The following is a 22,812-nucleotide window of genomic DNA, read 5'->3' on the forward strand; positions in this document are numbered from 1 at the left end:
ACTTTTACCCGGGATTGCATCAACATCGGAAATAATTAGCTCAATAAGTGTAGGTTATGCGGATCAGGGATATCGAAGTGTTCAGGGCGGTCATGAACGCAGGAAGCACGAGCAAGGCGGCGGCCCTGCTCGGCATTTCGCAACCGGCTGTCAGTCAGGCCATCAGGCGTCTGGAAACCATGGCGGACTTCAGCCTGTTCGAGCGGATACGCAGCCGGCTCGTTCCCACCCAGGAAGCCGTCGCCCTGATGCGTGAGGTTGACCAGTACTTTCGCGGATTCGAGGTCATCGAGCATCGAATCCGTAGTTTGCGGTCCTACGGATTGGGCCGCATGGCGATCGCCTCTCTGCCGGCACTGGGCACCGGCTTTCTGCCACGTGTCATTGCGGCGTTCGATGCCCCGTCCAGAAACGTGCAAATTTCGCTACAGGTGATGAGTTCGCGCGAAGTGCATGAGAAGGTCTCGGCTGGACAGGTGGATTTCGGCCTGATGTCCGACGAGATGTCGATGGCCGGCCTCGAACACTCGGTGTTCGCGCGTATGCGGGCTGTCGCAGTGATGAATTCGCATCATCCTTTGGCCACGCGTCCTGTCATTGCTGTTGCGGACCTGCCTGAATTTCCTTTCATCGCGCTGAATCCCGAAGACAGCACCAGGCTACGCCTGGAAACGCAACTCACGGCACGCGAAATCCGTCTCAAACCGGTCGTCGAGACGCCGTATTCGCACACGATCTGCGAACTGGCGCTCGCGGGAGTCGGTATAGGAATCGCTCATCCGCTCGTGACGTTGGACTTCGCAGAGCGGGGACTCGTCGTGAAGCCGATCGACATCGAGGTAATGTTCACAGGAGTGCTGGTGTTTCGCCCTGGTACCCCACTCACGGAAACCGCGAGGCAGTTCATGCGGCACATGAGAATGCAGCTCGAACGTGACCAGAAGGCGCTCAAAAGGGCGCTGGCGAATTGATCGGATAGAAATCGGACACGCTTGATCGCTACATCGCGCCTGGCCTGGTCACGTTCGACACCGCGTTCGAGCGACGGCTCGAACGCGCGCAAGCGCAAGGTGAACTCGATGCTGCCGCGAGTCCCGCGCTGATCTGCGGGACGCCAGCCAGAACATGGGCCAAAACACCAGCTAAAAAGCAGCCATGCGAGTGCGATTTGCGCGCGGGTCGTGCATCCGAAGCCCGAAACAAACTAAAACACGCAGGTTAAGCGCTTTGCGGAATAAAACGGCACACTTGGGCGTTTGCCTGATACCGGTAGCGTCGATTTTCAAACAGCTTTCGCGGCATTCATCGCCCTCGCGAACGGAACCCCCATGAACACCCAAGTGAATTCCCTGACCGATTCGACCGATGCCTCTCGCCCGCCGCGCTATACGCGCACCGCGATGACGCTGCACTGGCTGATCGCATTGCTGATGTGCGTCAATGTCGTGCTCGCTCTGTCCGCCGATTCGCTGCCCGACGACTGGGTGCGTCCGGTGATCGACACGCACAAATCGATCGGCATCACGGTGCTCGGGCTCGCGCTGCTGCGCATCCTGTGGCGCGTGTCGCACAAGCCGCCGCCGTTGCCGCGCGAGTTTCCGTCGTGGGAAAAGATTGCCGCGCACCTCGCGCACTTCGCGCTGTATTTGCTGATGATTGCGTTGCCGCTGTCCGGCTGGCTGCACGATTCCGCGTGGAAAGACGCGGCCACGCATCCGATGCAGTGGTTCGGCCTGTTCCAATGGCCGCGCATCGGCTATGTGATGCATCTCGACCCGACACTGAAAGAGACGTTGCACGATCGCTTCGGCGCGCTGCATGCGTGGCTCGGTTATGCGCTCTATGCGTTGCTGGCGATGCATATCGGCGGCGCGCTCAAGCATGAGTGGCTCGATCGCAAATCGGTATTGAAGCGCATGACGCCGTGAAGTCGCGGCGTGTTTTTGATGGCGCGCGAACACAGCTTCGCCAACTAACCGCAACCCAGCTGAACCTGAAACACTCACCTTGAAGAAGACCCTAGAACAGGCACTCGCTGTCGCGTCGCCGCGCATTCTGCCGCGTCGCGCGACGCTATCGAGCACGCTGATCCATTCCAGCGTCGTCGTGCTGTGGGCACTGCTGTTCGCGCGAGCATTCTTTCTGCGTGGCGCGCTCGCGTGGTCGACCGGTATTGCGTATGTCGCATACGACACGTTGCTGCTCGCGTTCGTCACGTGGAAGTCGTTGCCGCTCAGGCGCCGCGCGGCGCCGCTCGAAGTCGACCACGAACGGCGCGAGTTGCCGGGCATGGGTGTCATCGTCGCGTCGCGTAACGAGGCGGCCGTGTTGCCGGTCACGCTCGCCGCGCTGCTGCGGCAAACGCACGGCCCCGCGCAGATCGTGATCGCCGACGACGGCTCCACCGACGCCACCGCCGAGCTGCTCACGCAACGCTTCGGCCTCACGCCCGCCGCCGATGGCGTGCTGAGCGCGCCGAGCTCGCTGCATCCGAACCTGTTCTGGCTGCGCGTGCCGCACGGCGGCAAGGCCCGCGCGCTGAACGCCGCGATCACCGTGATGACGACCGACACCGTGATGACCGTCGACGCCGACACGCTGCTCGACGACGACGCCACCTACGCGATGCGCGCCGCGTTCGCGAGCGAGCCGTCGCTCGTCGCGGCAGCGGGCATTCTCGTGCCGGTCTGCGGCAAGTCGCTGTCGGGCCGCGTGTTCCAGTGGTTCCAGACCTACGAGTACATGCGCAACTTCATCGCGCGTTTCGCGTGGATGCGCGCGGACAGCCTGCTGCTGATCTCGGGCGCATTCGCGTCGTTCCGGCGCGATGCGCTCGTCGCGGTCGGCGGCTTCGATCCGCAGTGTCTGGTCGAGGATTACGAACTGATTCACCGGCTGCGCCGCTATTCGGTGGATCACGAGCTCGGCTGGGACGTGCGCGTGGTCGGCGAAGCGCATGCGCGCACCGATGCGCCCGACACCCTCGCGAGCTTTCTGCGCCAGCGCCGCCGCTGGTTCGCGGGTTTCCTGCAGACCCAGTACTGGAACCGCGACATGACCGGCAATCGGCGCTACGGTACGCTCGGCATGCTGATGCTGCCGGTCAAGGCGGTCGACACGATGCAGCCGATCTACGGCCTCACGGCATTCGCATTGCTACTCGGTTTTCTGTTCGGCGGACACGGGGCGATCGTCGTGTCGATCTTCAGCGTGATCGGCCTGAAAACGGCGATCGATCTGGCGTTTTACCTGTGGAGCATCCATCTCTACCGGCGCTGGACCGGCGAGCGCAGTGGCAACAGTCTCGGCATGGCGATGCTCGCGGCCGTTGCGGAGCCGTTCTCGTTCCAGCTCGCGCGTCATCTGGGCGCCGCGCTCGGCTGGCTGCATTTTCTGCGCGGCGGCCGCGCGTGGGGCGTGCAACGGCGCTCCGGGCTCGTCGCGGTCGACGAGGATTGAGCAGCTCGAAGTGCAGGTCAATGTTTCTGTAGGGCGGGTGTGGTAAAGGTAGCTCGTTCATCCTGATGCGCGCTGCCGCGCAATGTGTGCTGCGATGCATCGCGCATGCCGGCGAAAGTGCCATGCGACGGCTGCATCAAGTAGACTGATGAAGATGCCGCACTGCCATGCAGCGCGGCAACCTTCCATCCGCTGGTGCACGGAGGCTTGACCTATGCATGCAGTTCCCCCGCTCGAACAGGACCAGGAATCCGCAGGCGCAACGCTCGCTGCCGCGCCTGCTCAAGCCACTCACGAGGCGCCGGTGCGCGATCTGCGCCGCGTCGCCATTCATCCGGATTACTGGTACCCACTCGCGTGGTCGCATGAAGTGAAGCGCGGCAAGACGCTCGGCGTGACCTTCGCCGGCGATCCGATCGTGCTCGCGCGCACCGAGAGCGGCAAAGTGTTCGCGCTGGAAGATCGCTGCGCGCATCGGCAGGTGCCGCTGCATCAGGGCGTGGTCGACGGCGAATCGATTCGCTGCGGCTATCACGGCTGGACCTACGACTGCTCGGGCAAGTGCATCGACGTGCCGTACCTCGGCCGCGAGCGTCTACCGAACGGTGTGCGCTCGTATCCGTGTCAGGAAGTGGAGGGGCTGATCTTCGTGTTTCCCGGCGACGCCGCGCTCGCGGAGGAGCGGCCGTTGCCGGGCTTTCGCTCGGTGTCCGACCCGAAGTACAAGACGCGTCGTTTCGGCCGTCCGGTCAAGTGTCATTATTCGTTCATGCACGAGAACCTGATGGACATGAATCATCAGTTCCTGCATCGCCGCCAGATGGGGCGCATGCGCGCGCGTTCGCTCGGGCGGCGGCGCGGTGAGGGCTGGGTCGAGGTCGACTACACGTTTGCGCGCATGGAGGGGCAGCAGCCGCTAGGCGAGGCGATGGTGTTCGGCGAGAGGCGCAAGACCGGTGGCTCCGGCGACAAAGACGTCATGACGATCCGCACCGAATACCCGTTCCAGACGCTGCAAATCCGCAACGACGAGCAGACGCTGGTGATGGACCTGTGGATCGTCTATGTGCCGCTCGACCGCGAGCAGCGCACCAACCGAACGTTCGGGCTGCTGTCGATCCGCAAGCCCGGCATTCCGGGTGTGATGAATCTCGCATGGCCGCTGCTGGTGTGGTTCACCGAGCGCATTTTCAAGGAGGATCGCGAGATCGTCGAGGCGGAGCAGCGCGCCCACGATTCGCAGGGAGCGGACTGGAATCACGAGGTGTTCCCGGTCATCAACGACTTGCGCGCGCTGCTGCGCGAGTGCGGCGCGCCGGACCAGGTGGTCGGCGCGGGCACCGGCGATACGGCGGTGATCCGTTTCTGGGATTCGCGTCACGGCGATCCGCTCGCCAAGACCTGAGCGCGGCGCGGCGCGGGTGTGTTCACCGGCGCCGCGCACCCCGTCCCGCCACGGCTTTCCCCCTCGCCTGGAATTAATCCATCTCCCCACGGTAGACAATGCGCGGCGCGCGAGCGGCGATAATATCGCCCGGTACTTTGATTGCGCGCGAGTTTGCGCCAATCGACATTCGTCGCGTCCGCACCCGTGTACCATTGCGCTTTTTCCGAACTTCAAGCTCGCTCGTGACCACGCAACAAACCCCCACCAACTCGCGTAAATCCCTCACTCTGCTGCAGTTGCTTGGCCTGATCGGCGCCGCTGGCCTGATCGCCTCGATCGCGCTGAATCTGCTGGTCCACGCGCACTGAAGCAGCGCCCGCGTCGCGCGGGCGGCCATATGCCGGCGCGACGCCGGCTTTCTCGAGATTTTTGATTGCCATGTACAAGAAGGGCGTAGCCGTAGAAATCCAGTTTTCCCCCGAGCGGCTCAACGACGGCGCCGGCGATCCGTACTGGATCGATCTGACCCGCGACGAAGCGCAGCGCCTGCTCGACAGCCTGAAGGCGCGGCTCGCGGGAACCGGTAGCGGCACGGTCGCGCCGCTCGTCGTGAGCCTCGATGCGACGGCGCGCACGTGCGCGGCGGATGCCGCTGCGACCGGTACGCCCGATGCGCCGTCGGCCGTGAACGTCGCCACAGCCGACGACTTCAAGCAATGGGTCTGCGTGATCTGCGGCTGGGTCTACGACGAAGCCGCCGGCGTGCCGGAAGAGGGCATCGCGCCGGGCACGCGCTGGGCCGATGTGCCGGCCGACTGGCGCTGCCCGCTGTGCGATGTGGGCAAGGAAGATTTTGCGCTGGTGGAGTTTTAAGCGGCGGGCCGAGGCTCGGCTGATAAACCCGCTCTACGCCGTCCCTTCCGGATAATCCGCCCCCTCGCTCGTCGCTCGCCAGGTGTCGAAATCGCCGCGCAGAAAGTCGAGCTTCCTGTACGCGAGATCGAGCGCGGTCTTGCCGAGCAGCAGACGCAGCGGCGGCGCGTCCGACAACGCCGCATCGATGATCGCCTGCGCGGCGCGCACCGGGTCGCCGGCCTGCTTGCCGCTGCGCGCTTCGGTCTGCTTGCGGCGCTCGCCGGCGGTCGACGCATAGTCGTCGATCAACGTTGCCGACTGCTTGATCGACGGACCCGCCCAGTTGGTGCGAAACGGCCCAGGCTCGACGATCAGCACGCCGATGCCGAGTGGTTTCACTTCCAGCGCGAGCGATTCCGACAGCCCTTCCACTGCGTACTTCGTCGCATGGTAGTAGCCGGTCGCCGCGAAACTCGCAATCCCGCCAATCGACGACACGTTGACGATCAAACCGCTGCGCTGCTCACGCATGATCGGCAGCACGGCCTTCGTGATGTCGACGAGGCCGAACACGTTGGTCTCGAACATCGCGCGGACTTCGCTGTCCTCGCCTTCCTCGATCGCGGCCAGATAACCGTAGCCCGCGTTGTTGACGAGCGCGTCGACGCGGCCGAAATGGCGCTTCGCCTGCGCGACCACGGTTTCTATCTGCGCGCGATTGGTCACGTCGAGCGGCAGCACCAGCGCGCGCTCGCCGTGCCCCTCTGCGATGTCCTTCACTTTCGATGCATCGCGCGCGGTGACGACCGCGCGCCAGCCGCGTTCGAGCACGAGCTTCGCGAGCTCGCGGCCGAAGCCGGTGGAACAGCCTGTGATCAGCCAGACGGGATTGTCTCGATTCATCATTTGGAACACTCCTGTTGAGGGTCTATGACGTGAAGACTGGGAAACGGCGCTAACAACGGCGCCCCGATGCGGCGCAGACGCGCGGCGCGTCGGTAATCGGTATGCGGGTGATGTCAGCTCGAAGCGTGCCCGGTTCGCGCGGCGAACGGTTCGGGCGGTGGCCCCGCGCGAACGCGCGTGGCGCTGCGCGGATTCGCCCGGTGATGAAGCGGGGACGCCGCCGTGACTGCTATGAATGCGATGACCGCTTGGGGCTGGTGTGGCGCTTCAATTGTAGCCGCAGCGCGGCGGCTTCGCTTTGCAGCGCGCCGACGAACGCGTCCGCGAGCGGATGCGCGGGCCGGTGCTCGGGACGGATCACGCTGACGCGAAACGGCAGCGACGACGCGAGCGGCCGGATATGCAGATTGTGGCCCGCGAAATCGAGCGCGGTCAGCGGATTGACGATCGCAATGCCGAGCCCTTGCCGCACGAAGCTGCACACGGACACCGCGGTCGGCGTTTCGATCAGCAGGCGGCGCGCGATGCCGGCTCGCGCGAACGCTTCGTCGATTTGCAGCCGGTATGGATCGTTCGCGGACAGGCTGATGAACGCCTGATCGGCGAAATCTTTCAATGCGATCACGCGTTTCGCGAGCAGCGGGTGAGCGTCGGGCAGCACACACACTTCATCGACGGCGATGAGCGGCGTGAGCCGCGTGCCGGGCGGCGGCGCGTCGTGCTCGGTGAGGCCGAGGTCGCAGCGCTGCGCGCTCAGCCATTCTTCGAGAAACGGCGACTCCTGCGTCGCGATCGATACGCTGACGCCCGGCTGCACATCGTGAAAGCGTTTGACGGCGCCCGGCAGGATCGAATGCGAAAACACCGGCAGCGCGATCACGGACAGCTGGCCACCCTTGAATTCGCGCAGCGCGGCCGCCGTCGACGCGACGCGTTCGAGCCCGACATACGCGCGCTTGATCTCGTCGAACAGCGTCAGCGCGGATTGCGTGGGACGCAGCCGGCCCTGCACTCGCTCGAACAACGCGAAGCCGATGCTCTGTTCCATGCGCGCAAGTTCGCGGCTTACGGTGGGCTGCGACGTGAACAGCATCTCGGCTGCCTTGGTCACGCTGCCGGCCGTCATCAGCGCGCGGAAGATTTCGATGTGCCGGTGCGTGAGCGCCATGGTGGGTCCGTGCTATATCAAAAGTGAATAGGCGAGCAATAGATTGGTATTTTACTGAATGATCGCCACGGATCATCATGTCGGCTATCGCTTTCGCAAAGCTTCGACATGCAACCGACCATGACGCCATTCGACTCCCGTCAACTCGCCGACCTCGCGCGCCAGCACGGCACGCCGCTATGGGTCTATGACGCCGACACGATCCGCCAGCGCATCGCGCAGTTGCGCAGTTTCGACACGATCCGCTACGCGCAGAAGGCCTGTTCGAACGTGCACATCCTGAAGCTGATGCGCGACGAAGGCGTGATGGTCGATGCGGTCTCTTTGGGTGAACTCGCGCGCAGTTTTGCCGCGGGTTATGCGGCTCAACCCGCATCGACCGGTGGGCCCGAAGGCGTCGTCTTCACCGCCGACGTGCTCGACCACGCGACGCTGGCCACCGTGCTCGACGAGCGAATCACGGTCAACGCCGGCTCGCCCGACATGCTCGAACGGCTCGGGAGACACGCGAGCGAAGGCCATCGCGTGTAGCTGCGGATCAATCCCGGCTTCGGTCACGGCCACAGCAGCAAGACCAACACAGGCGGCGAGCACAGCAAGCACGGCATCTGGCGCGATGACCTGCCACGCGCGCTCGAACTGGTGCGGCGCTATCGGCTGAAGCTCGTCGGGCTGCATATGCATATCGGCTCGGGTGTCGATTACGCGCATCTCGCGAAAGTGTGCGATGCGATGGTCGATGCGGTGTCGCAACTCGATCAGGATATCGAGGCGATTTCCGCGGGTGGTGGTTTGTCGGTGCCGTATCGCGATGGTGAGCTGAGTGTCGATACCGCGCATTATTTCCGGCTGTGGGACGACGCGCGGCGCCGCATCGAAGCACGCGTCGGGCATCGCGTGCGACTCGAAATCGAACCGGGGCGCTTTCTGGTCGCGCAGGCAGGTGTACTCGTCGCCGAAGTGCACGCGCTGAACCGGCGGCCGTCGCGGCAATTCGCGTTGCTCGATGCGGGCTTCAACGACCTGGTGCGGCCGTCGTACTACGGCAGTTATCACGAGATCAGCGTGCTTCGGCGCAACGGCACGCCGAGCGATGCGCCGGCCGGCTCGTTCAGCGTGGCGGGGCCACTGTGCGAAGCCGGCGACGTGTTCACGCAGGCGCAAGGCGGTGTCGTCACGAGCCGGTCGATGCCCGCGCCTCGAGTGGGCGACCTGCTCGTGTTCCATGACACAGGCGCGTACGGCGCGTCGATGTCATCGAACTACAACAGCCGGCCGCTCGCGCCCGAGGTGCTGATCGAGCGCGGCAACGCGCGGCTGATCCGGCGCAGGCAGCGCGTCGAAGAATTGATAGCGCTCGAAGCAACGGCGGCTTGAGCGGCGCATTGGAGCTCAACACTCAACGCTCAACGCTCAATGCGCCCGCACCGCGCGCGTGTACGACGCGATCATCGTCGCGAACTCCTGCGCGGCTGGGGTCAGCGGAATCGCGGCGCGTTGCAGCAGACAGACGTTCTGCTGCAACGCGCGCTCGCGCACGGGGATCGTCGTCAGCACGTCCGCGAACGGCCCGCGCTTCGCGATGACCGATGATTCGAGCGACAGGCAATCAGTCGCGGCTACCAGGTGCAGCGTCTCGTACAAGCCCTCGACGGTCGCGACGATCTTCGGCGGCGGCAAGCCGTAGCTATCGAACAGATGGCTCAACCGGTTGACGTGCGGCTCCTCGGTCAGATTCGGCGAGCGCGTCGTCACCCACGTGCAATCGACGAGTTCGGCGAGCGACTTCGCGCGCGCCTTCGGATGACCGCGCCGGCACACGATCACCGGGTCGGACGGATAGAGCGGCGTGACCGACAGATCGGCGGTGTCGGTCTGCTTCGATACGAGCGCGACAGCGAAATCGAGCGTGCCTTCGCGGATCCACGAAATCATCATGCGCGACGTGCCCGTGCGCAGATGCACGGCGACGCGCTCGAAGCGCGCACGAAATTCCATCAACACGGGCGCGAACGCGTCGACGAGCGGCTCTGTCGTCATGCCGAACGTGACCTCGCCCACATAGTCGCCGCGCAGTTGCCGCACGTCCTCCTCGGCACGCTCGCATTCACCGAGGATCGCGCCGGCCCGCTGCAGCAGCCGCTGGCCCAGCGCGGTCAGCGCAATGCCGCGATTCGTGCGCGTGAACAGCGTCGCGCCGAGCATCGATTCGAGGTTCTGCAACTGCTGCGTGATGCCGCTTTGCGCGATGCCGAGCGCGCGCGACGCCGCGCGGATGCTGCCATGCTCGGCGACCGCCGTGAACGCGCGCAGCTGGGAAATCGTCAATGCCATGGCGACAGGGTTTGCTGATCGGTAAAAGTGATCATGATAGTCCGAATGTGACTTCTTTGAGGCGCCACAGCGGCTTACGATCACGCTGTCCTGATCCGCTCATCGTCGCCTTCCATGAAAACTCCACTGATGACTCTCTGCGCCGCGCTGGCTTTCAGCAGCGGCGCGTTCGCCGCTGATGCCACCACGTTGCGCCTCGGCATCGATCCGACCTATCCGCCGATGGACTCGAAGGCGCCCGATGGCAGCCTGAAGGGCTTCGACGTCGATCTCGGCAACGAGATTTGCCGGCGCATCCACGCGCATTGTCAGTGGGTCGAACTCGAGTTTTCGGGCATGATTCCGGCGCTGCAGGCGCGCAAGATCGACGCGGTGCTGTCGTCGATGGCGATCACCGAGAAGCGCGAGCAGCAGATTCTGTTTTCGTCGAAGCTGTTCCAGTTCAAGTCGCGGCTGATCGCGCGGCAAGGCTCGTCGCTCGCGCCTACGGCGAGCGGACTTGCCGGCAAGCAGATCGGCGTGCAGTCGGGCACCCAGTTCGAGAGCTACGCGCTGAAGAACTGGACGCCGCTCGGCGCGAACGTGGTCGCCTACAAGAGCCAGGACGAGGTGTTCGCCGATCTGCAGAACGGCCGGCTCGACGGCGCGTTGCTCGGCACCGTCGAGGCCGATTACGGCTTCCTGCGCACGCCCGCGGGCAAGGGCTTCGCGTTTGTCGGCGAGCCGCTTTCGATGGGAGATCGCGGCGTCGGCATCGGCTTGCGCAAGGACGAAACCGCGGTGCAGGCATCGATCAACGCGGCGATCGCGTCGATGCGCAAAGACGGCACCTATGCGCAGATCGCGAAGAAGTACTTCGACTTCGATCCGTACGGCAATTGATCCAGATTTCCAACATTATCTTCACGGCTTTCCATTCATGAACAGGCAATCGATTCCGCTTGTGTCGCCAGCCATCGGCACGCACCGCGAACTGGTGTCGTTTCATTTCGGCCCGGCCAATAGCGGGCAGAAGATCTACATCCAGGCGTCGCTGCATGCCGACGAAACGCCCGCGATGCTGACCACGGTGCTGCTGAAGCGGCGTCTGCGTGAGCTCGAGGAAGCCGGCGCGCTGAGCGCTCAAATCGTACTCGTGCCGGTGTCGAATCCGGTCGGGCTCAGTCAATACGTGCTCGGGCAGTTCATCGGCCGCTTCGATCTCGGCAGTGGCAAGAACTTCAACCGGCATTTCGTGCAGTTCGCAAAGCTTGTCGCGAAAGCGAAAGAGGCGCTCGGCGCCGACGCGAACCAGAACCGCCGCATCGTGCGCGAGCTGCTCGCGGCCGAACTCGCGCAACAGAAGCCGCTGACCGAATTCGAGTCGCTGCAACTGGCGCTCTTGAAGTTGTCGTGCGACGCGGACGTCGTGATCGATCTGCATTGCTCGCTCGAAGCGGCGATGCATGTGTACACGAGCGAATCCGCTTGGGCCGAGTTCGAGCCGCTGTCGCGCTATCTCGGTGCAGAGGCGTCGTTGCTCGCGACCGATTCGGGCGGCGGCGCGTTCGACGAAACCCACAGCCTGCTGTGGTGGACGTTGCAGCAGCAGATGCCGGCGAGCAAGCCGGTGCCGACCGGCTCGATCGCGGTGACGGTCGAATGCCGCGGCCAGCGCGACGTGTCGTATGAAGTCGCGCAGCAGGATGCCGACGCGCTCGTCGACTATCTGGTGTGGCGCGGCGCGATTCGAGGCGAAGTCAAGCCGTTGCCGCCGCTGCTGTCGCCGGCGACGCCGCTCGCGGGCAGCGAGCAGTTCTATGCGCCGGTGAGCGGGATTCTCGTGCACCGCGCGAAGATCGGCGAGAAGATCCGCGTCGGCCAGCCGCTGTTCGATATCGTCGATCCGCTGACCGACGAGACGACCACGATCGCGAGCCAGACCGAAGGGGTGCTGTACATGCGGCGCGCGATCCGTTTCGTGACGGCCGGTGCGCCGCTCGGTCGCGTGACCGGCACGCGGCCGATCCGAACGGGCGTGTTGCTGGGCGCCTGAGCGCGTAGCGGCTATGCCGGACTCGGCATCCAGCGGCCGTCTCGGCGCCTCACGCGACGGTGCCGACGTGCGCCTCAGCCGCCTTGCTGCGAAGTAGCCGGCTCCGCCCGGCCGGCGATCCGGCGCCTCGCCTGTTGTGCGGATTTAATCTCTTTCAGCCACGAAAAAGCCCAAGCCCGCCTTGGCATAAAGGCCGATACTCGTCGTCATACTCAACGTGTGTCGGCGCGGCCGGCTTTTTGAAGGAGACGGACAAAGTGAGCAAGGCTATCCAATGGAGCGGGGTGTTTCCCGCCGTCAGCACCCAGTTCAAGCCGGATTTTTCGCTCGACATCGACGCGACGCACCGCGTGGTCAGCAATCTCGTCAAGGACGGGGTGTCGGGTCTGGTGGTCTGCGGCACGGTTGGCGAAAACACCTCGCTGAGCACGTCGGAAAAACTGCAGGTGATCGAGGCCGCGCGCGACGCGGCTGGCGGCAAGGTGCCGGTCGTCGCGGGTGTCGCCGAGTTCACGACCGAGTTCGCGCGGCAGACGGTGCGTGAAGCCGCGCGTGTCGGCGTCGACGGCGTGATGGTCATGCCGGCGCTCGTCTATTCCGCGAAGCCGCACGAAACTGCCGCGCATTTCCGCTCGGTCGCGACCAGCACCGATCTGCCGGTGATGATCTACAACAACCCGCCGATCTACAAGAACGACGTCACGCCGGACGTGCTGATCGCACTGCAGGACTGCGAGAACATCGTCTGCTTCAAGGATTCGTCGGGCGATACGCGACGCTTCATCGATCTGCGCAACGCGGTGGGCGACCGCTTCGTGCTGTTCGCCGGCCTCGACGACGTCGTCGTCGAAAGCATCGCGGTCGGTGCGCAAGGGTGGGTGTCGGGCATGTCGAACGCGTTCCCGAAGGAGGGCGAGACGCTGTTCCGCCTCGCCACGCAGAAGCGTTTCGATGAAGCGCTGTCGCTGTACCGCTGGTTCATGCCGCTGTTGCACCTCGACGCGCGCCCCGACCTCGTGCAATGCATCAAGCTGTGCGAGGAACTGCTCGGCCGCGGCAGCGCCGTCACGCGTCCGCCGCGTCTCGCGCTGCAAGGCGGCGCGCTCGCCGAAGTCAAAGACATCGTCGCCAAGGCGCTCGCCACCCGTCCGGCACTGCCGGACGTCGGCCTCTAAGCACCGCGTTTCAATACGAGCCTTAAAAAACATCGGCACCCTGTCCGCCACTTAGGCGGGACAGGAAGCCGAATCAGGCCGCAAGTAAGCGGGGCTGGCGGTGGTTGCCTCAACTCGCGCTCAGCACCGGCGCAACCGCAGCCGGATCGCTGATACTCGGCCGGCCGTTCTCGACGTGACCGGCAAAGCGGCGCGAGAAGCTCGCGTCGTCACTGCTCGTCACCGTCAGGTCGTACCAGTGATGGCTCGACGCAAGCACCCAGCCTTCTTCGATACGCGCATTGGCCGGCACGACCACGGTGCGCGGGCGCGCGCCGTACGCGTTGTCGATCACCGTCAGATGCGCGATGCCGCCGCCGCTGTTGGTGAACTTCAGGAACGCGTTGCCATTCGCGACGTCGTATTGCACGGTCACTTCAGGCCGCGCCGGATGGTTGTCGGCATGACCGTTGCCATGGCCATTCTGCGTGCTTTGCGTGCTCGCCTGGGTGTTGCCCGCGAACTTGCGCACGAAGCCGTTCGGGCCGAACACGTCGAATGCATACACGCCGTTCGTCGTGCTCAGGTCGAACGTGTCGCTGAGCGACTTGCCCGCTTCGACCGTGTAGCGCCACGGACCGTCGGTGCGATTCGTCGCGTACACGTAGAAGTGCGCGCCCTGGTCGCCGGTGTTGCCGATCGTGATTTCGAACGTGTCGTTGCCCGCGTTCGCCGCGCCGTTCACATGCAGTTCGTACGGCAACGCGCGCGCGAAACGGATGCCCGCTTCCTGCGCATCGACCGGAGTCGGCGTCGTCGGCACGGTCGGCTTCGGTTGCGTCTTGCATTGGTTGTCGGCCATGCTCATGTAGTTGCTGGTGTCCGGAAGCGACGGCATCTTCGCATCCGGCGTGCGGAAGTCGAATGCGGTGGTCAGGTCGCCGCATACCGCGCGACGCCATGCCGTGATGTTCGGCTCATGCACGCCGAAGCGCGTTTCGATGAAGCGGATCACCGACGTGTGATCGAACACCTGCGAGCACACGAAGCCGCCCTTGGTCCACGGCGACACGATCGTCATCGGCACGCGCGGGCCGAGGCCGTACGGATAGCCGTCGGCGGTGTAGCTGCCGCCGCGCAGCGGATTGACGACATTGTGGATCTCGCCGTCGGTCGTCACCGTCGACTTGCCCTGGGTGGAGGTCGTCGGCGGCTGCGGCGGCACGAGGTGATCGAAGAAGCCGTCGTTCTCGTCGTACATGATGAAGAGCACGGTCTTGCTCCACACCTCGGGGTTCGACGTCAGGGCGTCGAGAATCTGCGATGTGTATTCGGCGCCGTACGCGGGCGTGTAGCTCGGATGCTCCGAGTAGGCGGCCGGCGGGCACAGCCACGACACCTGCGGCAGCTGGTTCGCGAGCACGTCGGCTTTCAGGTCGTCGATCGTGCGCACGGTTTGCGCGCGCTCGTAGAGCGGCGAACCCGGCTGCGCGTTGATGAAGTTCGTGAAGTTCTGCAGGATGTTGGTGCCGTAATTGCCATTCAGCGGATCGGCGCCCGACGTGCCCTGCTGATAGATCTGCCACGAAATGCCCGCGGCCTGCAGACGCTCCGGATACGTGGTCCACGACAGCAACTGATAGTTCGGCGGACCGTCGCCGTCGACCCAGTCGTTGTTGTCGAGCAGCGGGCCGCCCATCGTGCCGGTCGGGTCGACCATGCCGGTCATCAGATACGCGCGGTTCGGGTGCGTCGGTCCCGGCAACGAGCAGAAGTACGCATCGCAGATCGTGAAGGCGTCGGCGAGCGCGTAGTGGAACGGGATGTCGCTACGCAGGTGGTAGCCCATCGTCATGTCGGTCTTGTTGGCGGGCCACTGGTCGTAGCGGCCGCCGTCGATCGCGTACTGGGTCTTGTACCACGAGTGATCGAGATCGCCGACGCATTGCGCGCTCGTCGTCGCGGTGTCCAGATGGAACGGCAGCACCGGCTTGGTCGGGTCTTCCTTGGACGGCTGATTCCACACCGGCAGGCCGCTCGGCAGCGGAATCGGGAAGCGGTCGTTATAGCCGCGCACGCCGCGCAGATGGCCGAAGTAGTGGTCGAACGAGCGGTTCTCCTGCATGAACACGACGATGTGCTCGACATCGCGAATCGTGCCCGTGCGCGAAAACGCGGGCACGGCGAGCGCGTTGCGGATCGACTCGGGCAATGCGGTCATCGCGGCGGCGGCGCCCGCGGATGAAGCCACGGTTTGCAGGAAACGGCGACGGCTAGTTGATGTCATCGAATATCACCTTCTGCGTAGGGGAAGAGTAGCGCGCGTGAGCGTGCCTTGGGGTGTTTCGTGGTCGGTTACGCGTTGCTCTTGACGATCAGTTGCGGACTAGTTGTTCGCGCTGTCGCCGGGCGCGTAGCGCATGACCGGCGCGACCTGCTGGCTGTCGGCCGCGAGACTGGCCTGCATGTTTTGCGTGATCGCGTCGGTGGCGGCTGCGCCACTTGCCGTGTTGCTCGCCGTGTCGTTCGCCGTGTTGTTCGCGAATGGCGCTGAGGCGTTGGGAGTCGCCACTGCCGCTGCCGCCATTGCGGGTTGTTGCGCCGCGTCGTTCGGCGCAAGGCTCGTGGTCGTCGCGATGCTCGTGGAAGAGGAGTCGTCCGCGCCGCAACCGTTCAACGCTATCGTGGCAAGCGCCAGCAATGCGGCGCTCGCGATGCAACTGATTTTTCTCATGTCCGCATCCGGTTCGATGAAAGCGGGTGCAGTCTCCATTCCTTTCAAGAAATAATTGTGAAACGTTTGCGCCCGGCATAACTTTCGATAAATCGTCGGTTGATCGAAAGAAAATGGAAAGTATCGGGAAGGTCAATGTTCATGGCGCTGCCATCTGCGCTATGTTTGCTGCTTTATCGTTCGCGCATGAGCACGATTCAATGACTCGCATCGATTCACCCATCGACATCTCGCAACTCGAAGACGAATGGCTCGAAGCCGACGGCTTCGGCGGCTTTGCTTCGGGCACGCTCGGCATGTTGCGCACGCGCCGCTACCATGCGCTGCTGCTAGCCGCGACGCGCGTGCCGGGCGGGCGCATGGTGCTCGTCAACGGCATCGAGGCGTGGGTCGAGGCGGGCGGCGAGCGCTTCGCGTTGACCATGCAACGCTATGGGCCTGACGTGATCTATCCGGATCTGCGCGGCCGCCTTGCCAGCTTCGACACCGCGCCGTGGCCGACGTGGCGCATTCAACTCGGTGCGCACGCGGCGATGATCGCCGACGTGTTCCTCAGCAAAGCGACGTGCGAAGCGGTATTGCGCTGGCGGCTCGAAGGCGGCGAACTCGATGCGCCCGTGCTGAAGATCAGACCGCTGCTGTCGGGCCGTGACTATCATGCGCTGCATCACGAGAATCCGGCCTTCAACTTCGGCGCGCAAGTCAGCGCCGATCAATCGTGCGCGAGCTGGCAACCGTATGGCGGACTGCCGGTCGTGCGAGCGGCGACGAACGGCGCCTATACGCATGCACCCGACTGGTATCGCAACTTCTGCTACGTGCGCGAGCAGGAGCGCGGTCTCGATTGCAGCGAAGATCTCGCGACGCCCGGCGTGTTCAGCTTCGATCTCGCGGAGGGCGACGCGGTGATGATTCTGAGCGCGTCGAGCACGTCCGCCACCGAATGCGCGAACGACAAAGCCCAAACCACCGCCCACGCCGCCCGCCTCGCCCACACCGAACAACAACGCCGCGCCGCACTCGGCTCGCGCCTGCAACGTTCGGCCGACGCCTACGTCGTCACGCGCAACGAAGGCCGCACGATCCTCGCGGGCTTTCCGTGGTTCACCGACTGGGGCCGCGACACGTTCATCGCGATGCGCGGCCTGCTGATCGCGTCGAACCGTCTCGACGATGCCGAAGCGATCCTGCTCGAATGGTCGGGCACGCTGTCCGAAGGCATGCTGCCGAACCGCTTCCCCGACCACGGCGACGCGCCCGAATACAACTCGGTCGACGCGTCGCTATGGTTCATCGTCGCGGTTCACGACTATCTGGCGACGCCGCATGCGGGCGCGCAAACGCGCGCGCATCTGCAGCAGGCCGCCGAAACGATCCTGACCGGCTACACGAACGGCACGCGCTTCAACATCGGCGTGTGCGCGGACGACGGCCTGCTGCGCGCCGGCATCCCCGGCGTGCAACTGACGTGGATGGATGCGAAAGTCGGCGACTGGGTCGTCACACCGCGCATCGGCAAGCCGGTCGAAGTGCAGGCGCTGTGGATCAACGCGCTGCGGATCGCGTCAGCATGGAACCCGCAGTGGCGGCAAGCTGCCGAGCGCGCGACGCTCGCGTTTCGCCGGCGCTTCGTCGATCCGGCCACCCAGGCGCTGTTCGATAACGTCGACGTCGATCATGTGCCGGGCACGGTCGACCGCTCGATCCGGCCGAATCAGATCTTCGCGGTCGGTGGCCTGCCGTTTCCGCTGCTCGAAGGCGCGGCGGCGCGCGCGGTGCTGGGCCAGGTCGAAGCGCAATTGCTGACGCCGCTCGGCCTGCGCACGCTCGCGCCGTCCGATCCCGCCTATCGCGGCCGCTACGGCGGCGCGCCGCGCGAACGCGACGGCGCCTATCATCAGGGCACCGCGTGGTTGTGGCTGATCGGCCCGTTCGTCGAAGCGTGGCTGCGAGTGAATGGCGCGAGTGCCGATAATCTCGCGCAGGCGAGGGCGCGCTTTCTCGCCCCGCTGTACGCGCATCTCGATCACGCGGGCCTCGATCACCTGTCCGAGATCGCCGCCGGCGACGCGCCGCACGCGCCCGCCGGCACGCCGTTCCAGGCCTGGTCGCTAGGCGAATTGCTGCGCGTCGAAAGTCTGCTTGCCCGGTTCGAGCACAACGGCGCGTAAACCGCGCTACGATGTGGGTCCCACCGCCAGGCCTGTTGCAAGGACGTTTTCATGCCACCGCTGCGCGCTGCCAATCTGCTCGCCACGATTGAAGGTTCCCGACTGCATTCGCCCGAATGCGGCCACTGGCAGCGCTGGGGGCCGTATCTGAGCGAGCGCCAGTGGGGCACGGTGCGCGAGGACTACAGCGCGAACGGCACCGCCTGGGACTCATTTCCGCACGACCATGCGCGCAGCCGCGCCTACCGCTGGGGCGAAGACGGCATCGCCGGTTTCGGCGACGACCGGCTCAGCTGGTGCGTGTCGCTCGCGCTGTGGAACCGCAAGGACCCGATCATCAAGGAGCGCCTGTTCGGCCTGACCAACTCGCAGGGCAATCACGGCGAGGACGTCAAGGAGCTGTACTTCTATCTCGACGGCACGCCCACGCATTCCTACATGCGCATGCTGTACAAGTACCCGCATGCGGCCTATCCCTACCAGGACCTGATCGACGAAAACGCGCGCCGCGGCGGCGATATGCCAGAGTACGAAGTACTCGATACCGGCGTGTTCGACGATCAGCGCTATTTCGACGTCCAGATCGAATACGCGAAGCACACGCCCGACGACATCGTGATGCGTGTGACGATCGAAAATCGCGCGGACGAAGCGGCGTCGCTCGATGTGCTGCCGCAGATCTGGGCGCGCAACTCGTGGTCGTGGAAAGAGAACAAGGACAAGCCGAAGCTCGTCGCCGGTACCGGTCATGACGGCGCGGTGCGTCTGCTTGGCCATCACCATGTGCACGAACCGATCGTCGTGACCGCGTGGTCGAAGGACGCGCCGCAACTCGCATGGCTGTTCTGCGAGAACGAGACCAACGTGAAGCGGCTGTTCGGCATGGACGGCGCGGGCCCGTTCAAGGACGGCTTCAACGACTACCTCGTGCACGGCGACGCGAACGCGATCCGTCACGACGCGGGCACCCGGGCCGCCGCGCATGCGGCGCTCGAGTTCGGGCCGCACGGACGCGCGGTCGTGTATCTGCGCTGGCACCCGCAATCGGCGACCGATGAAGCGCCATTCGATGCCGACGCGTTGATCGCGCGCCGCCGCGCCGAAGCCGACGAATTCTATGGCGCGTTGCAACACGAGATCACCGACCCCGATGCGCGTCTCGTGCAACGTCAGGCGCTCGCCGGCATGCTGTGGTCGAAGCAGTACTACCAGTACGACGTGCAGCGCTGGCTCGACGGCGATCCGCTGCAACCGAGCCCGCCCGCCGCGCGCAAGCACGGCCGCAACACCGACTGGCGGCATCTGTGCAACGCGGACATCGTGTCGATGCCGGACAAGTGGGAGTACCCGTGGTACGCGTCGTGGGACCTCGCGTTTCATGCGGCCGCGTTCGCGCTGATCGATCCGGCGTTCGCCAAGAAGCAGTTGCTGCTGCTCGTGAAGGACCGCTATCAGCACCCGAACGGCCAGTTGCCCGCTTACGAATGGGCGTTGAGCGACGCGAACCCGCCGGTCCATGCATGGGCCGCGTGGCGCGTGTACGAGATCGACCGCGCGCTGACCGGCAAGGCGGACCGCGATTTTCTGGAGCTCATGTTTCACAAGCTGCTGCTGAATTTCTCGTGGTGGGTGAATCGCAAGGACGCCGACGGCCACAATATTTTTCAGGGCGGTTTTCTCGGGCTCGACAACGTCGGCATCTTCGACCGCTCGTCGCCGCTGCCCACCGGCGGCCACATCGACCAGGCCGACGGCACCGCGTGGATGGCCGCGTATGCGCTCGACCTGATGCGTATCGCGCTCGAACTCGCCTACGCGAACCATGTGTTCGTCGATATTGGTGTGAAGTTCTTCGAGCACTTCCTGTACATCGCGGAAGCGGTCAGTTGCGACGACGGCTGCGACACGGGCCTGTGGGATAGCGAGGACGAATTCTTCTACGACAAGCTGCGCCTGCCCGACGGCAGCAGCATGCCGATGCGCGTTCGCTCGATCGTCGGACTGATACCGCTGTTCGCCGTGCACGTGCTCGAGGAGCGTTTGCATGGCGGCTTGCCGGGCTTGCGCGAGCGCCTCGTGTGGTTTCTCGAGCATCGGCCCGATCTCGCGAAGCTGGTGTCGCGCTGGAACGAGCCCGGCAAGGGCAACGCGCTTTTGCTGTCGCTGCTGCGCGGGCATCGGATGAAGGCGTTGTTACGGCGCGCGCTCGACGAAAGTGAATTTCTTTCCGATCACGGCGTGCGGGCGTTGTCGCGTTGCCATCGCGATCATCCGTTCGTGTACCAGCACAACGGCAACAGCTTCTGCGTCAAGTATCTGCCGGCCGAATCCGATACCCGTGTGTTCGGCGGCAATTCGAACTGGCGCGGGCCGGTGTGGATGCCGGTCAACTATCTGCTGATCGAATCGCTGTACGAGTTTCATCGCTATTACGGCGATGATTTCCGCGTCGAGTATCCGACCGGGTCGGGCCAGAAGTTCTCGTTGAGCGAAATCGCCGACGAACTCGCGCGCCGCGCGACCACGCTGTTCCTGAAGGACAAAAACGGCGAGCGGCCGGTGATGGGTGCGTATCCGCTGCTGCAGGCGGACCCGCGTTCGCAGGATCTGATCCTGTTCCATGAGTATTTTCATGGCGATAACGGTCGTGGCGTCGGGGCTTCGCATCAGACCGGCTGGACCGGGCTCGTCGCGTTGCTGTTGCAGCCGCGCGCCATGGCGGCATCGGGCAACGTGCCGCTGGCGGGGGAACCGGCGCTGGCGCCCGCGCCGATTCCGGTGCCGGCGGCTTCTGCATCCGCGGTAACGCCGGCGGTGGCGAAAGAACCGGTACCGTCGCTCGCGGCCACGACGACGAAGTAAGCACGCCGCGCGCTCACGCGCGAACGCGATTGAACTGTGCGGCAGCGCCCGTGGTCTTTCATGTATCGCCGCGTTCGTTCTATCGGCTTACCGAGGTCCAAGTGAATCCCATGTCGAGCACACCGAACCCTTCCGCTTCTACCGATCAACCCAACGCAACGCCCGCGCTGAGCTGCAAGCTCAGCGCGAACCGGTACGACGCCCTGTCGTCGCCGGCCGGCAAGAAGTCCGCGCCGCCATGCACGCTCGTGATCTTCGGCGCGGGCGGCGATCTGACCAAACGTCTGTTGATGCCGGCGCTCTACAACCTCGCGGTCGATGGCCTGCTCGACGACAGCATGAAGATCATCGGCGTCAATCACGGCGAGCGCGAAACGCGCGAATGGTGCGACGAACTGCATACCTCGCTGCAGAAGTTCGCCGCCGACAAGGCCAGCACCTTTCACGCCGGCAAGCTCGACGACAACGCGTGGAACTGGGTCGCGCAGCGCCTCGAATACATGGCGGGCGAGTTCGAATCCGACGATACGTTCGCGAAGCTGAAGCAGAAGCTCGATCAGTCGAAAGGCGGTAACGCGATCTTCTACCTCGCGGTCGGCGCGCGTTTTTTCAAACCGATCACCGACCGGCTCGGCAAAGCCGGCCTGCTGAAGGAAGGCGACGGCGCGAACGGCGGCTTCCGGCGTCTCGTGATCGAGAAGCCGTTCGGCACCGATCTCGCGTCGGCGCGCGATCTGAACGCGCACATCCTGTCGTATGCGCGGGAGTCGCAGGTGTACCGCATCGATCATTTTCTCGGCAAGGACACCGTGCAGAGCATCCTCGCGGTGCGCTTCGCGAATGCGATGTTCGAGCCGATCTGGCGGCGCGAGTACATCGATTGCGTGCAGATCACGGCGGCGGAAACGATCGGCGTCGAGGGGCGCGGCAGGTTCTACGAGCAGACCGGCGCGTTTCGCGACATGGTGCCGAACCACCTGTTCCAGCTGCTCGGCATCGTCGCGATGGAGCCGCCGAATTCGTTCGAGGCCGAAGCCGTGCGAAACAAGAAGGCCGAGCTGTTCGACGCAATCCAGCCGCTGACGTCCGCCGACGTCGTCTTCGGCCAGTACGAAAAAGGGCCAGCCGGCGTGGGCTATCGCGAGGAGCCCGACGTCGCGCCCGGCAGCACGACGGAAACCTACGCGGCGGCGCGCGTGTTCGTCGAGAACTGGCGCTGGGCCGGCGTGCCGTTCTATCTGCGTACCGGCAAGCGGCTCGCGGTGCGCCGCACCGAGGTTTCGGTGCAGCTGAAGCCGGTGCCGTTCCGCCTGTTCCGCGATACGCCGGTCAACGCATTGACGCCGAACGTGCTGACCATTCGCATCGATCCCGAGCACGGCTCGAGCTTCGATTTCAACGTGAAGGTGCCGGGGCCGGTGATGCAGGTCGGTCCGGTACAGTCGTCGTTCAACTATGGCGACTTCTTTGCGGAAAGCGCGAACGTCGGCTACGAGACGCTGCTGTACGACTGCATGTTTGGCGACGCGACGTTGTTTCAGCGCGCCGACAGCATCGAGACGAGCTGGTGCGCGGTCGACGACGTGCTGCATCCGAGGAGTGGCGGCGCGGTTGCCGTGCGTGGCTATGCGGCCGGCAGCGACGGGCCGGCCGAAGCCGACGCGCTGCTCGCGCGCGCTGGCCACGCGTGGCGCCCGTTGCAGCAGAAAGCGCCCGGTGGCAAGTCGTAGCGGCAACTTTGAACCAA

At 64.7% G+C, this 22,812-nt stretch carries 17 protein-coding genes and 1 pseudogene; 13 read left to right on the forward strand and 5 right to left on the reverse strand.

The window, feature by feature from the left end; translation table 11 throughout:
- Nucleotides 1-56 precede the first annotated feature (56 nt).
- The 6 genes from OKW37_RS23630 (at nucleotide 57) to OKW37_RS23655 (ending at nucleotide 5,719) form a co-directional block, all read left to right on the forward strand.
- Nucleotides 57-971 (forward strand): LysR substrate-binding domain-containing protein, encoded by a 915-nt coding sequence (locus OKW37_RS23630; RefSeq protein ID WP_184057824.1) that lies wholly within the window; start codon nucleotides 57-59, stop codon nucleotides 969-971.
- A gap of 357 nt (nucleotides 972-1,328) precedes the next feature.
- Entirely contained in the window at nucleotides 1,329-1,928 is a 600-nt protein-coding gene (locus OKW37_RS23635; protein WP_429403925.1) for a cytochrome b, read from the forward strand.
- A 79-nt stretch (nucleotides 1,929-2,007) separates the two neighbouring features.
- Entirely contained in the window at nucleotides 2,008-3,459 is a 1,452-nt protein-coding gene (locus OKW37_RS23640; protein WP_429403926.1) for a glycosyltransferase family 2 protein, read from the forward strand.
- 214 nt (nucleotides 3,460-3,673) lie between these two features.
- Entirely contained in the window at nucleotides 3,674-4,864 is a 1,191-nt protein-coding gene (locus OKW37_RS23645; protein WP_429403927.1) for a Rieske 2Fe-2S domain-containing protein, read from the forward strand.
- Between the two features lie 224 nt (nucleotides 4,865-5,088).
- Nucleotides 5,089-5,214, forward strand: a complete 126-nt coding sequence (locus OKW37_RS23650; protein ID WP_260327592.1) for a hypothetical protein — start codon at nucleotides 5,089-5,091, stop codon at nucleotides 5,212-5,214.
- Nucleotides 5,215-5,284: 70 nt separating this feature from the next.
- A complete protein-coding gene (locus OKW37_RS23655) occupies nucleotides 5,285-5,719 on the forward strand; it encodes a rubredoxin (RefSeq protein ID WP_429403928.1) in 435 nt (144 codons plus the stop codon).
- A 33-nt stretch (nucleotides 5,720-5,752) separates the two neighbouring features.
- Here OKW37_RS23655 and OKW37_RS23660 read toward each other — a convergent pair whose 3' ends face one another.
- Nucleotides 5,753-6,607: an oxidoreductase gene (locus OKW37_RS23660; protein ID WP_429403929.1), complete on the reverse strand. Its 855-nt coding sequence runs from the start codon at nucleotides 6,605-6,607 to the stop codon at nucleotides 5,753-5,755.
- 229 nt (nucleotides 6,608-6,836) lie between these two features.
- Nucleotides 6,837-7,775, reverse strand: a complete 939-nt coding sequence (locus OKW37_RS23665; RefSeq protein WP_429403930.1) for a LysR family transcriptional regulator — start codon at nucleotides 7,773-7,775, stop codon at nucleotides 6,837-6,839.
- 120 nt (nucleotides 7,776-7,895) lie between these two features.
- Here OKW37_RS23665 and lysA point away from each other — a divergent pair.
- Nucleotides 7,896-9,152: pseudogene (lysA, locus tag OKW37_RS23670) on the forward strand (diaminopimelate decarboxylase).
- Between the two features lie 36 nt (nucleotides 9,153-9,188).
- On the opposite strand, the gene OKW37_RS23675 reads toward lysA, so the two are convergent.
- A complete protein-coding gene (locus OKW37_RS23675) occupies nucleotides 9,189-10,109 on the reverse strand; it encodes a LysR substrate-binding domain-containing protein (protein ID WP_184057856.1) in 921 nt (306 codons plus the stop codon).
- Nucleotides 10,110-10,223: 114 nt separating this feature from the next.
- Between OKW37_RS23675 and OKW37_RS23680 the strand changes: the two genes are divergently transcribed.
- The 3 genes from OKW37_RS23680 (at nucleotide 10,224) to OKW37_RS23690 (ending at nucleotide 13,319) form a co-directional block, all read left to right on the forward strand.
- The gene (locus OKW37_RS23680; RefSeq protein ID WP_184057858.1) at nucleotides 10,224-10,991 is read left to right on the forward strand and encodes a transporter substrate-binding domain-containing protein; all 768 of its coding nucleotides are present in this window, start codon (nucleotides 10,224-10,226) and stop codon (nucleotides 10,989-10,991) included.
- A gap of 37 nt (nucleotides 10,992-11,028) precedes the next feature.
- Entirely contained in the window at nucleotides 11,029-12,144 is a 1,116-nt protein-coding gene (locus OKW37_RS23685) for a succinylglutamate desuccinylase/aspartoacylase family protein (RefSeq protein WP_429403931.1), read from the forward strand.
- Between the two features lie 257 nt (nucleotides 12,145-12,401).
- Nucleotides 12,402-13,319, forward strand: coding sequence for a dihydrodipicolinate synthase family protein (locus OKW37_RS23690; RefSeq protein WP_429403932.1), 918 nt, complete (start codon nucleotides 12,402-12,404; stop codon nucleotides 13,317-13,319).
- A gap of 109 nt (nucleotides 13,320-13,428) precedes the next feature.
- Here OKW37_RS23690 and OKW37_RS23695 read toward each other — a convergent pair whose 3' ends face one another.
- Both OKW37_RS23695 and OKW37_RS23700 read right to left on the reverse strand, forming a co-directional pair.
- A complete protein-coding gene (locus OKW37_RS23695; protein ID WP_429403933.1) occupies nucleotides 13,429-15,585 on the reverse strand; it encodes a phosphocholine-specific phospholipase C in 2,157 nt (718 codons plus the stop codon).
- A 99-nt stretch (nucleotides 15,586-15,684) separates the two neighbouring features.
- Nucleotides 15,685-16,032: a hypothetical protein gene (locus OKW37_RS23700; protein ID WP_429403934.1), complete on the reverse strand. Its 348-nt coding sequence runs from the start codon at nucleotides 16,030-16,032 to the stop codon at nucleotides 15,685-15,687.
- A 200-nt stretch (nucleotides 16,033-16,232) separates the two neighbouring features.
- Between OKW37_RS23700 and OKW37_RS23705 the strand changes: the two genes are divergently transcribed.
- From OKW37_RS23705 to zwf, 3 genes are all read left to right on the forward strand, one after another.
- Complete coding sequence (locus OKW37_RS23705; protein WP_429403935.1) at nucleotides 16,233-18,203, forward strand: amylo-alpha-1,6-glucosidase; 1,971 nt, start codon at nucleotides 16,233-16,235, stop codon at nucleotides 18,201-18,203.
- A 51-nt stretch (nucleotides 18,204-18,254) separates the two neighbouring features.
- Entirely contained in the window at nucleotides 18,255-21,065 is a 2,811-nt protein-coding gene (locus OKW37_RS23710; RefSeq protein WP_184057870.1) for an MGH1-like glycoside hydrolase domain-containing protein, read from the forward strand.
- Between the two features lie 110 nt (nucleotides 21,066-21,175).
- Entirely contained in the window at nucleotides 21,176-22,795 is a 1,620-nt protein-coding gene (gene zwf / locus OKW37_RS23715; protein WP_429404399.1) for a glucose-6-phosphate dehydrogenase, read from the forward strand.
- The last annotated feature ends 17 nt before the right edge of the window (nucleotides 22,796-22,812 follow it).

This window comes from Paraburkholderia sp. MM5482-R2 (assembly GCF_050436125.1).
GTDB lineage: Bacteria > Pseudomonadota > Gammaproteobacteria > Burkholderiales > Burkholderiaceae > Paraburkholderia > Paraburkholderia tuberum.